Source organism: Arthrobacter sp. TMT4-20 (genome assembly GCF_054510775.1).
In genome coordinates, this window is record NZ_JBTNDW010000020.1 from 12,199 (window position 1) to 24,193 (window position 11,995).

Annotated in this window: 9 protein-coding genes; 8 read left to right on the forward strand and 1 reads right to left on the reverse strand. The window is 67.2% G+C overall.

The features are described 5' to 3' along the window. The first annotated feature begins 19 nt into the window (after positions 1-19). The 4 genes from rlmH (at position 20) to ACX80Z_RS14920 (ending at position 2,791) form a co-directional block, all read left to right on the forward strand. Positions 20-472: a 23S rRNA (pseudouridine(1915)-N(3))-methyltransferase RlmH gene (rlmH, locus tag ACX80Z_RS14905; protein ID WP_019482330.1), complete on the forward strand. Its 453-nt coding sequence runs from the start codon at positions 20-22 to the stop codon at positions 470-472. Positions 473-580: 108 nt separating this feature from the next. After that, the gene (locus ACX80Z_RS14910; RefSeq protein ID WP_459316411.1) at positions 581-1,195 is read left to right on the forward strand and encodes a hypothetical protein; all 615 of its coding nucleotides are present in this window, start codon (positions 581-583) and stop codon (positions 1,193-1,195) included. 98 nt (positions 1,196-1,293) lie between these two features. Continuing rightward, the gene (locus ACX80Z_RS14915; RefSeq protein WP_459316412.1) at positions 1,294-2,031 is read left to right on the forward strand and encodes a YcnI family copper-binding membrane protein; all 738 of its coding nucleotides are present in this window, start codon (positions 1,294-1,296) and stop codon (positions 2,029-2,031) included. Positions 2,032-2,116: 85 nt separating this feature from the next. Next, positions 2,117-2,791 carry a DUF4232 domain-containing protein gene (locus tag ACX80Z_RS14920; protein WP_459316413.1) on the forward strand — a complete coding sequence of 225 codons (675 nt, stop codon included), beginning with the start codon at positions 2,117-2,119 and terminating at the stop codon, positions 2,789-2,791. A gap of 24 nt (positions 2,792-2,815) precedes the next feature. On the opposite strand, the gene ACX80Z_RS14925 is transcribed toward ACX80Z_RS14920, so the two are convergent. After that, positions 2,816-3,310 carry a hypothetical protein gene (locus tag ACX80Z_RS14925; protein WP_459316414.1) on the reverse strand — a complete coding sequence of 165 codons (495 nt, stop codon included), beginning with the start codon at positions 3,308-3,310 and terminating at the stop codon, positions 2,816-2,818. A gap of 148 nt (positions 3,311-3,458) precedes the next feature. Between ACX80Z_RS14925 and ACX80Z_RS14930 the strand changes: the two genes are divergently transcribed. From ACX80Z_RS14930 to ACX80Z_RS14945, 4 genes are read left to right on the forward strand one after another with little or no spacing between them, the layout of a single operon-like run. Continuing rightward, positions 3,459-8,294: an ATP-dependent helicase gene (locus ACX80Z_RS14930; RefSeq protein WP_459316430.1), complete on the forward strand. Its 4,836-nt coding sequence runs from the start codon at positions 3,459-3,461 to the stop codon at positions 8,292-8,294. After that, positions 8,287-9,093 (forward strand): Fpg/Nei family DNA glycosylase, encoded by an 807-nt coding sequence (locus ACX80Z_RS14935; protein WP_459316415.1) that lies wholly within the window; start codon positions 8,287-8,289, stop codon positions 9,091-9,093. The genes ACX80Z_RS14930 and ACX80Z_RS14935 overlap by 8 nt, the downstream gene beginning before the upstream one ends. 28 nt (positions 9,094-9,121) lie before the next feature. Beyond that, complete coding sequence (locus tag ACX80Z_RS14940; protein WP_459316416.1) at positions 9,122-11,065, forward strand: DUF6541 family protein; 1,944 nt, start codon at positions 9,122-9,124, stop codon at positions 11,063-11,065. Positions 11,066-11,084: 19 nt separating this feature from the next. Beyond that, positions 11,085-11,993 (forward strand): RluA family pseudouridine synthase, encoded by a 909-nt coding sequence (locus ACX80Z_RS14945; RefSeq protein WP_019482322.1) that lies wholly within the window; start codon positions 11,085-11,087, stop codon positions 11,991-11,993. Positions 11,994-11,995 lie beyond the last annotated feature (2 nt).

Sequence of the window (11,995 nt, forward strand, 5' to 3'; positions counted from 1 at the left end):
TAGGGTGTCACCTGTGGCTATGCGGATTCTGGCGGTAGGTAAGAAGCACGAGGCGTGGGTCAGTGACGGCATCGCGCGTTACGAGAAGCGCCTCAAGAAACCCTTCGACCTGAGCTGGCAGCTCATTCCCCACTCGGCCCGGGAGAACGACGCCGCCCGCCGCGAAGAATCCGAACGGCTCCTCGCGAAACTCACGGCCAACGACTTCGTCATCCTGCTCGACGAACGCGGCAAAGCCCTCGATTCCCCCGGCCTGGCCCGGACCCTCCAACAGCCCATCGACAACGCCCGGACTGTGATTTTGATCATCGGCGGCGCATACGGGGTTGACCCGTCAGTCCACAGTCGCGCCAACCTGGTGTGGTCGCTTTCCCCCCTGGTCTTTCCGCACCAGCTGGTCCGGCTGATCCTCGCCGAACAGTTGTACCGCGCGCAGGAGATCGCAGCCGGGCGCCCCTATCACCACGAGTAGCACCCTCACCAAGCCGTCCCCCACACGGCGTCGAATACCCTTGGGTAGGGCGGGTAGCCCTTCAGCCGTAGTACGAGTGCGGACAACCACTGGACCTGAGGGAGGATCATGAGCGGCGCACCGGCTTCGCATCGCCTGGCCCGCTCCTCGGTGACTTCAGCAGTTGTCCTCGCCCTTGCTGCCGGGGCGCACGTTATTGGTGGGGGAAACCTCCCAGCCCCGTTGATCGTTGCCGTGCTGGGGTCGGCAACGCTCCTGGCAGTGACAGTCATCTCCAAAAGAGCATTATCGCTACCCGCCCTCCTTCTCGTTCTCGCTCTGGGGCAATGGCTCCTGCACCACGCGTTCAGTCTGACGTCGACGACGGCGGCCTGCGTCACCGCACCCGCCACCCACTACGCCGTCCAGGCGGTCAACTGCATGCCGAATGGTGCGCACGCGCACCCCGCCGCCGCGCACACCGACCTCTGGATGCTCACACTCCACGGCGTCGCCGTCGCCGCCACCGGGTTCATGCTCCACCGGGGCGAATCCGCCCTGCACCTGGCAGCCGCCTGGCTCGTACCACTACTCCGACTGCCCGACGTCGTCATCGGCGTCCCAGTCCCACGAATGCCCCTGTTCCCGCCGGCACCGGCGCTACGTTCGGTACGCGCCCTGCGCGACACTCCCGCGCTTCGGGGGCCACCGCACCTGCCCGTCCCCGTCTTGCTGCCTGCCTGAACCTTGTTGCCACGGGGGCAGCCGCCTCATCACAACACCCACTTTTCGCTGACCCTGCGAGCGCTGTGCGCCCGGGCAGCATCCTGAAAGGCATTTCCATGAACGCTTCATCACGCCGGACCGTCACCACCTCGGCACTCGCCGTTACCACCGCGGGCCTCATGGCCCTCGGTCTGGGTACGGCCTCAGCCCACGTCAATGTGAGCCCAGCCAGCACCACTGCGGGCGGCTACACACAACTCAACTTCTCGGTACCCAGCGAATCGGACACGGCCCTGACCGAGAAAGTTGAGGTCCAGCTGCCCACCGATAGCCCCTTCACCTCGGTGCGTGCCAAACCGGTAGAGGGCTGGACCGCCGAGGTCGTCCGCGGCGAGCTTCCCGAGCCCGTCGAGGTCGATGGCGCTACCATCACCGAGGGCGCCCTGTCAGTGGTGTGGACCGCGGACAGCGAAGGGGACTCGCTGTCCGCCGACGAGTACCAGGTCTTCTCGCTGTCAGTGGGGCGGCTACCCGAGGCCGGAACCACTGTCACGCTGCCTGCCATCCAGACGTACTCCGATGGCAGTGTGTCCAGCTGGGATGAGGTAGCCGAGGAAGGTGCCGAGGAACCCGAAAGCCCGGCACCCTCCTTCGTCACCACCGCCGAGACCGAGGAAGGCGGGCACGGCCACGACGCGTCAGCCACCGACGACGCCGACGCCGACGATACTGAGCAGGCTTCCGCCACCGAATCTACGGCAACCCAGCCCGTGATTTGGGTGGCACTGGCCGCCGGCCTGCTCGGTCTGGCAGCGGGCGTCTTGGCCCTGGTCCGGACCCGCGGCGCCAAATAGCAGTCGGTAACGATCCCTGCGTCAATCGGTCGTCTCATTAGGGCGGCCGATTGACGCAGGGGCAATCACCGGCGAAGGTGAGTCCATGGGTATCCACACACGCACTTCGTCCAAAGCCGCTGCCGTCCTCGCGGCCATCAGTTCCATCGCGTTGGTTGCGGGATGTGGTGCCTCCAGTTCCACCGAGCAGGAATCGACGCCCGCTCCGGAAGCCAGCACCTCCGCCGCGCCGACCACGGAACCGACCGAGGAAGCCAGCGAATCCCCCTCCCCGGAGGCTTCAGCCACCCCGACCGAAGAAGCGTCGGAAGAGCCCACCGCAGCCGAGCCCGAGGACGACGGGAGCTGCACCGCTGCCGATTTGGCCGCCACAGTGGAAACACCGATGGGTGCCGGCAGCGCGGGTACCGCCGCACGCAACCTGATCCTCTCGAATATGTCGGACGAGGAATGCTCCATGACCGGCTACCCGGGAGTGTCCTACGTCGATGCATCAGAGGCGCAGGTCGGCGCCCCCGCCGACCGGGAACCCGGAGTGGAGTCCCCCACCGTGGTGTTGGCGCCGGGCCAGTCCGCCATCGCCACCCTGCAACAGACCAATGCCCAGAATTACGGTGACGGCTGCAGCATCACCGAAACCACCGGTGTCAGGGTCTACCCACCGGGTGCCACCGACTCGCTGATCGCGGTCCAGGAATCGGTTGGCTGCGCGGCCGAGGACATCATCCTCATGACCGTTGGCCCTGTCACCGCCATGTAGCCCAGATACTGCCGGGAGCCAGTCTTAGCGGAAGACTGGCGATCGTGAGCCAGTGGTGCCGTCCGATGCCCGACGCTCGCTGAATAACAGGTGCCTCAACCGTCCAGCGGCGAGGGCGAAAATCGTTGCGGTGAGGAGCTGGAGCGTCAAGGTCAACCAGGTCTGCTGGCCAACGACGGCGGCGACGCCGGCCAGCGCCGCGAAGGCTCCGGCGGTCACCATTACCCGACCCCGTTCCAGCAGTCCGTAGGTGACCAGACCCGCGCCCAGAACGATCCAGCCGCCAAGCCCCCGGAGCGCTTCGATTGATCCGCCGAGCAGCGCCGCAAGTTCCAGAACCACCGCCAGAATCAGGTAGGTGCCCGAGTTGGCGTTGATCGCTGGCGGGTTGCGCACCAGCCAGGGCGCCGCCAACAGGATGAGGATCAGGGTCGCCACCACAAAGTAGGCTGCCACGGCGCCAGTGTTTTCACCGGCGATCAGGCTGGCCACCGCACCGCCCAGAAAAAGAGCAGACACACCCGCCATCGGAACCCAGTTGTTTCCTACCTGGCCTCTCATGGGTGAGCCTTTCCTGCTGCAGTTGGGGCGTTCTACCTTGAAAGCTACCCTCCATTTGGCCGCGGGGCGGGAGCCTCGGTCCGCTGCGTCGCAAAATGTCAGTCGCCTGAGAGATGATGAATCGGTGACATCGGTGTTGGATAAGTTCACTCCCGCAACCCATCAGTGGTTTGCCGGAGCCTTTGCCGCGCCCACCTCCGCGCAGGAGGGGGCCTGGAACGCCATTTCGGCGGGCTCGAACGCCCTGGTCATTGCGCCGACGGGTTCCGGGAAAACCCTGGCAGCGTTCCTGTGGGCGCTGGACAAGTTCATCGCCGCTGGCGCGGCCGAGGAGGCACCGGCCACCAAGGGAGTACCCGCGAAGAAGCGCGGCACCAGGGTCTTGTACATCTCGCCGTTGAAGGCGCTCGGCGTCGACGTCGAACGTAACCTGCGTGCCCCCATGATCGGTATCACCCAGACTGCCAAACGGCTGGGCCTTCCAGCGCCGTCAATCACTGTGGGGGTGCGGTCCGGTGACACCTCCCAGGCGGATCGCCGCGCCCTGCTGACCCGGCCACCCGACATCCTCATCACCACCCCCGAATCCTTGTTCCTCATGCTGACGTCCAAGGCGCGCGAGACCCTCACCGACGTCGATACGGTCATCGTCGACGAGGTCCACGCGGTGGCCGGTTCCAAGCGGGGAGCGCACCTCGCGGTGTCCCTCGCCCGGCTGGATGCCCTGCTGGAGAAACCCGTGCAGCGGATCGGGCTCTCAGCAACAGTAGAACCGCAGGAGACCGTCGCCCGGTTCCTGGGCGGCAACGCTCCAGTTGAGATCGTCGCGCCGCCGTCGAAAAAACAGTGGGACCTGACCGTGACCGTGCCGGTGGAGGATATGACCGAGCTCGGCGGGCCGCCGACGCGGAACGACGACGACGCGTACGGCGCCGAAGCTGTCCCGCAGGGCAGCATCTGGCCGCACGTCGAGGAGAAGATCGTTGACCTGATCCAGGCCAACCGCTCCACGATCGTGTTTGCCAACTCCCGCAGGCTCGCCGAACGCCTCACCGCCCGCCTCAACGAGATCCACGCCGAACGGCTGGAAGCGGCGGCACTGCGGGCAGCACCGGCTGAGGACTCAGCGCCGAAGGCAGGCACCGGGACCGGCCAGCGCGCCGAGAAGGCTCCGGCGGACCAGGCAACCCAGTCACCACCGGCCCAGCTGATGGGCCAGGCCGGCCAGACTGACGGCTCAGAGCCCCTCCTGGCCCGCGCACACCACGGGTCGGTATCGAAAGACCAGCGGGCGCTGATCGAGGATGACCTTAAATCCGGGCGGCTGCGTTGCGTGGTGGCGACGTCCTCGCTTGAACTGGGAATCGATATGGGTGCAGTGGATCTGGTGGTCCAGGTGGAGTCACCCTTCTCGGTGGCGAGCGGACTGCAGCGGGTGGGCCGTGCCGGGCACCAGGTGGGCGAAGTCTCGCAGGGTGTGCTCTTCCCCAAACACCGGGGAGACCTGGTAAACACCGCCGTTACCGTAGAGCGGATGCTCGCCGGGAAAATCGAGCCGCTGTACATCCCCGCCAACCCGCTGGACATCCTCGCGCAGCAAACGGTGGCAGCGGCAGCCCTGGGCACCATCGATGTGGAGGAGTGGTTCGACGTCGTCCGCCGCTCCGCCCCCTTCGCCACCCTCCCCCGATCTGCGTTTGATGCCACCCTCGACCTGTTGGCGGGGCGCTACCCCTCCGACGAGTTCGCTGAGCTGCGGCCCCGGATCATCTGGGACCGGGTGGAAGGCACCATCACCGGGAGGCCCGGCGCCCAGCGGCTAGCGGTCACGTCTGGTGGCACCATCCCCGACCGGGGGCTGTTCGGCGTTTTCCTGGTCGGTTCAGCCGAACCCGGCACCGGGGGGAAACAGGGCGGGCGTCGGGTCGGGGAGCTCGACGAGGAAATGGTCTACGAGTCGCGGGTGGGTGACGTGTTTGCGCTCGGCGCCACCAGCTGGCGGATCGAGGACATCACCCACGACCGGGTGCTGGTCTCCCCCGCGTTCGGGCAGCCGGGACGGTTGCCGTTCTGGAAGGGCGATTCCCTGGGCCGACCGGTGGAACTTGGCCGCGCGATCGGCGGATTTGTCCGCGAAACCTCTGTTGCCTCCCCCGAGGACGCGCAGGCTCGGTGCAAGGCGATCGGTCTCGATGACTGGGCGTCGGGAAACCTCCTGACCTACCTCGCCGAACAGCGTGCGGCCACCGAGATTGTCCCGAACGACCGCACCCTGGTGGTTGAACGGTTCCACGACGAACTCGGCGATTGGCGGGTGATCCTGCATAGCCCCTTCGGCATGCCGGTGCACGCCCCCTGGGCGCTCGCCGTCGGGGCGCGCCTCGAGCAGCGTTACGGCATGGACGGCTCGGCGATGGCCTCCGATGACGGGATCGTGCTGCGGGTGCCCTTGATGGATGATGAGCCGCCGGGTGCTGAGTTGTTTCTCTTCGACGCGGAGGAACTCGATGGCATCGTCACCACCGAGGTGGGCGGTTCGGCACTGTTCGCCTCACGGTTCCGCGAGTGTGCTGCCCGCGCCCTCCTGCTGCCCCGGCAAAACCCCGGGAAACGCTCCCCACTCTGGCAGCAGCGGCAACGTTCGGCGCAGCTGCTCGACGTTGCGCGGAAGTACCCCACGTTCCCGATCGTCCTGGAGACGGTCCGCGAGTGCCTGCAGGACGTCTATGACCTGCCCGCGCTGAAGGACATCGCTGCCAGCATCGAGCGCCGGGAACTGCGCATAGTCGAAACGACCACCTCCCAGCCGTCTCCGTTCGCCCGATCCATGCTGTTTGGTTACGTAGCGTCCTTCCTCTACGAGGGCGATTCCCCGCTCGCCGAGCGCCGCGCTGCCGCCCTCTCATTGGATCCCACTCTCCTCAACGAGCTGCTCGGTCGCGCGGAACTGCGTGAACTGCTGGACCCGCAGGTCATTGCCACCACTGAAAGTGAACTGCAGCGCCTCGCACCGGACCGGACCGTGCGTGGTCTCGAGGGCGTCGCCGACCTCCTGCGGCTCCTTGGTCCGCTCACCACGCAGGAGGTAGCTGACCGGTTCCAGACTGCTGAGGAGTCCGCCGCTACCCCGGCTGTCGAACAGGTGGGCTCGCTGCTCCTGCAACTCGGTCAGGCCAACCGGGCGCTGCAGGTGTTCATCGCCGGCGAGGAACGCTGGTCGGCTGTCGAGGATGCTGCCCGCCTGCGCGACGCGCTGGGGGTCCCACTGCCGATGGGCATCCCGCTGGCCTTCATCGAACCGGTGGCGGATCCGCTGGGAGACCTGGTGGGGCGCTACGCCCGCACCCATGGACCGTTCACCGCCGCCGAAACGGCGCAGCGCCTCGGCCTGGGGGTCGCCGTGGTGTTGACTGCCCTGCAGCGCCTCGCCGCAGACGGCCGGGTGGTCGAAGGTGAGTTCCGTCCGGTTGCCTCACTCCCCGAGAACACCCCCGCGTCCTCCCACACTGCGGCTCCCAGCGAATGGTGCGACGTCGAGGTGCTGCGTCGGCTCCGCCGTCGGTCCCTGGCCGCGCTGCGGCAGGAAGTGGAACCGGTGGACCCCGCAGCCTACGGCAGGTTCCTTCCCGCCTGGCAGCACGTCGGTTCCTCCCTCCGCGGGTTGGACGGGGTGGCCACCGTGGTCGACCAACTCTCGGGGGTTCCCATTCCGGCGTCGGCGTGGGAGCCGCTCATCCTCGCCTCACGGGTCGCCAACTACACGCCGGCGATGCTCGACGAGCTGACCGCCACCGGGGAGGTGGTCTGGTCCGGGGCCGGGTCGCTGCCCGGCAACGACGGGTGGATTGCCCTGCACCTGGCCGAGAACGCACCACTCACCCTCAGACCCGACCCGGTGTTCGAACCATCCGCCCTGCAACTGAATCTCCTGGAGCTCCTGGACCGGGGTGGCGCCTACTTCTTCAGGCAGTTGGTCGAGTCGCTCGACTCCGAGGCGCCACGGAACGATTCCGAGGTGGTCACCGCACTCTGGGAGCTGGTGTGGGGCGGCCGGATCAGTAACGATACCTTCACCCCCGTGCGGAGTCTGCTGGCCGGCGGCAAAACCGCCCACAAGCAGCGCGCCGCCCCGCCGCGCGCCCGGTCATCGCGGGTCGGACGGCTCGGCCGGGCGCCCGGTGCGTCCCTGACCGGGTCGTCAATGCGGGTCAAGGGTAGCGACGACGGCGTCCGCGGCTACCAGCGCAGCACCCCTCCCATGGCGGCCGGCCGCTGGACGGTGCTGCCGCAGGTCGAGACCGAAACCACTGTCCACGCCCATGCCACAGCCGAACTGCTGCTCGACCGGTACGGGGTGGTCACCCGCGGGTCGGTGGGCAGCGAAGGTACCCCCGGCGGGTTCGGACTGCAGTATAAAGTCCTGGCCCGGCTTGAGGAAATGGGCAGGTGCCGGCGCGGATACTTCATCGAACACCTCGGCGCCGCCCAGTTCGCCGTCCCCGCGACAGTGGACCGGTTGCGCTCGTTCGGAGCCGACGCCCAGCAGGAACGCCGCCCGGGTGAGGACCCCACCGTCGTGCGGTCCTCGATTGCCCTCGCCGCGACCGACCCGGCGAACCCCTATGGTGCGGCGCTGGCGTGGCCCGCCTCCGACGGCGGGCACCGCCCTGGCCGGAAGGCCGGAGCGCTGGTGATCCTGCAGGACGGGCGGCTCGCCCTCTATGTGGAGCGGGGCGGCAAGACTGTCCTGGCGTTCACCGACGATTCGGCGGCCCTGCACGCCGCCGCGGCCGCGTTGGTAGCGATCATCCGGCGTGGGGCGGCCGAGAAAATGGCAATCGAAAAGGTCAACGGCGAGCCGGTCCTGGACTCGGAGGTGGGCCGCGCCCTGACCGCTGCAGGGTTCTACTCCACCCCGAGAGGGCTGAGGATCCGTGCCTGAGGGGGATACCGTCTGGCGCGCCGCCCGGGAACTGAACGCGGCCCTGGCCGGCCGCACGCTGACGCGCTGCGACATCCGGGTCCCCCGCTTCGCGACTGTCGACTTCACGGGCGAGACGGTGCAGAACGTGGTGGCGCGTGGAAAGCACCTGCTGATCCGGGTGGGGGGCGACGACGGCTGGACCATCCACTCGCACCTGAAGATGGAAGGCCTGTGGCATATCTACCCGAAGGGCGCCAAGTGGCGCCGTCCGGCATTCAAGGCACGCTGCATTCTCGAAACGCCCGAGTCCGCCGCCGTCGGATTCGAACTGGGGTTCCTGAAGGTCCTCCCCCGGTCCGGTGAGGATGAAGCTGTGGGCTATCTGGGCCCTGACCTGCTGGGGCCGGGCTGGGACCCCGACGAGGTGCTGCGTCGTTTGCTGTCGCAGCCCGACCGGCCGATTGGGCTGGCCCTGCTGGATCAACGGAACCTTGCGGGCATCGGAAACGTGTATCGATGTGAGCTGTGTTTCCTCGCCGGGGTGCACCCTCTGACCCCGGTCGCTGGGGTCAGGGACCTGCCGCGGATGGTGGCACTGGCGAAGAAGCTGCTGGAAGCCAACAAGGCACGGTCCACTCGAGCCACCACCGGCAATCTGAGGGGCGACACGCTGTGGGTCTATGGCCGGGAGCACCGCGGCTGCCTGCGGTGCGGCACCAGGGTGACCCTGGAACAGCTCGGGGACAACGCCCTGGAATTGCGGGATTTGTACTACTGTCCGTATTGTCAGCCAGCCAGTCCGACCGCCGCCCAATGACGTCATCCACCACAACCCGAGGGGACCTATGAGTTGGGCGGAAACCCTGCCGGCGTTTGCGGTCGCCATCCTCGTGGTCTTCGGGCCCGGGCTGGCCTGGGGTGCGGCGCTGGGGTTGCGCCGGTTGACTCTGCTGGCCCTGGCCGGACCGTTCAGTATCACGGCGGTGGTGGTGTCCGCCGAGGTCGCCGCCTTCGCTGGTGTTGATTGGTCGCTGGCACCGGTGCTGGCCGTCACCGTCACGGTTGGCGCCGCGTTGTGGCTGCTGCGCCGCAGCTTCGGGCAACTGATCCACGGCGACGTCGCGAATGCTGAACCGCTGGCCCGTTGGGCGCCGGTCCTCATCGCGTGGGCGGTCGCTGCGGTGCCGGTGGCGGCGTGGATGTTCTGGATGTTCGGCGTGCCGGAGAACATCGCCCAATCCCACGACAACATTTTCCATCTCAACGCCCTGCGCTACATCTCCGAAACCGGCAACTCGTCATCGCTGACCCTGGGCTATCTGGGAAGCAGGGAAGGCACGTTCTATCCGGCCGGCTGGCATGCGATGGTGTCGCTGGTCATGGCGACCGCTGGCATTCCACTGACCGCTGCCATCAACGTGGCCAACCTGGTGCTGATCACCGGGATCTGGAGTCTGGGCTGCCTTTTCCTTGTCAGCCGCCTCACCGGGGAGCGAACCATGCCCCTGCTGGTCGCCGCCGTGCTGTCCACCGCCTACAGTTCCTTCCCCTATCTGCTGCTGGAGTTCGGGGTGGTCTACCCCTTCATGTTGTCCATCGCGATTCTCCCGGCAGCACTGGGGGTAGTGATCCAGCTCGTGGGGGCGGGCACCGAGGTGCCCCTCAGGTGGTTCGGGAGCCTCCTGCTGTTGCTGGGCCTGCTACCCGGCCTGATCCTGGCCCACCCCTCGTCCCTTCTGAGCCTCCTGGCGCTGGCCGCGCCAGCCATCCTCGCGGTGGCGTACGCCCGGTTCCGGTCCGAACGCGGCCGACGACGACTGGCGGTGGCCGCGGGCACGGTCACGTTCGTGGTGCTCTCTGCGGTCCTGTGGATGACGGTGCGCCCCGCCCGGTCCACCAACTGGGACCAGATGGGCGATGCCGGTGGAGCCATTTCGGAAGTGGTGTTCCACGGACCGCTTGGCCGACCGATAGCTCTCCTGGCCGCGATCCTCACCGCCGTGGGAGCCGCCGTCGTGCTGTATCTGCGCAGCCATCGGTGGGTGATCGTCATGTATCTGGTGGCCGGCACGCTATTCGTCGTCGGCAGCTGGCAGGAAGCACCCACCCTCCGGTGGATCGTCGCGGGGGTCTGGTACAACGACTACTTCCGGATCAGTGCGATGCTCGCCCCGGCGGGGATGCTGGTGGCCAGCATCGGAGGCGTCGCGCTGGCCGGTTCCCTGATCCAGACGGCGCGGCGGGTCCGCTCGACCCGCAGTGCCCCGGAGCCCGTCTGGTTTGTGCCGTTGGTGACCGCCGTGCTGGTGGTCATTGGGTTGGCGGTGGCGCCGCTGTTTGCGGTGCAGCGGGCCGTCAGCGAGGCCGCCTACCACTACCGGTATACCGAAGAGTCCCGGTTGCTGACCTCGGACGAGCTGGCGTTGCTGCAGCGCCTACCCGAGCACGTCCCCGCCGACGCGGTGATTGCGGGCCAGCCGCTGACCGGGGCTGCTCTCAACTATGCGTTCGCTGGCCGGAGATCCCTCCTGCCCTTCGGGACCAGCCCGGCTACAGCCGAGGCCAGGCTCATCTTTGACGAGCTGGACACCATGCGGGAAAACCCTGAGGTCTGCGCGGCTGTACGCAGCACCAACACAACCTTTGTCCTGGACTTCGGAACCGACTCGGTCCATGGCGGGGACGCACCGGTGTTCTCCGGCCTCAGGGACCTCTCCCCCAGCGCCGGCTTCGAGCTGGTAGACCGGGAAGGTGATGCAGCCCTGTACAAGATAGTGGGCTGCCCCTAGCGCGTACCCTTGATAGGTGATGCAATCCCCGCTTCCTGTCCGCAACGGTGTCAACGCCACCCGGTTGCGCCTGCCCGCTGAGGGCCCGTGGGGTACCGCACTCGACTACATTCTGGACCGGTGGGACCATGTGGATCCCGAGGGTATCGCCGCCCGCTTCGACCGCGGTGAGGTGGTCGCACTGAACGGGGAGCGGCTGACCCGGACCACCCCGCTCGCCGAGCACACCTTCGTCTGGTACTACCGCGAGTTGCCGGTTGAGGAACGCCTGCCCGTGGAGGTGAACATCCTGCACCAGGACGACAACCTGCTGGTGGTGGACAAACCCCATTTCCTTCCCACCACTCCGGGCGGCCGGTACGTGGCCGAGTCGGCGCTGGTGCGGTTGCGCGTTCAGCTGGACCTCCCCGATCTGATCCCCATGCACCGTTTGGACCGGCTGACGGCGGGAATTCTGTTGTTTTCCACCAATCCGGCGACTCGGGGGAACTACCAGCTGCTGTTCGAGAACCGGCTGATCTCCAAGGAGTACGAGGCCGCCGCGCCGGTGGACCCGGCCCTGGACCTGATGGACCATCCGCGGGTGGTGCGCAGCCGGATCGTCAAGAGCCGCACCTATTTGCTGGCGCAGGAGGTGGCCGGTGAACCCAACACTGAAACCCTGGTCAGCCTGGTCGAAGAACGGGACGGGTGCGGACGTTACCGGCTCACCCCGCATACCGGCAAAACCCACCAGCTTAGACTGCACATGGCGGGGCTGGGGCTCGGGATCATCAACGACCCGTTCTACCCGGTACTGCACCCTCAGGCACCCGACGATTACACCAGGCCGCTCCAGTTGCTAGCCAAGAGTATCGAGTTCAATGACCCGCTCAGCGGCACCCCCCGGCGGTTCGACAGCGAGCTACAGCTCCAGAACTTCGCCTAACC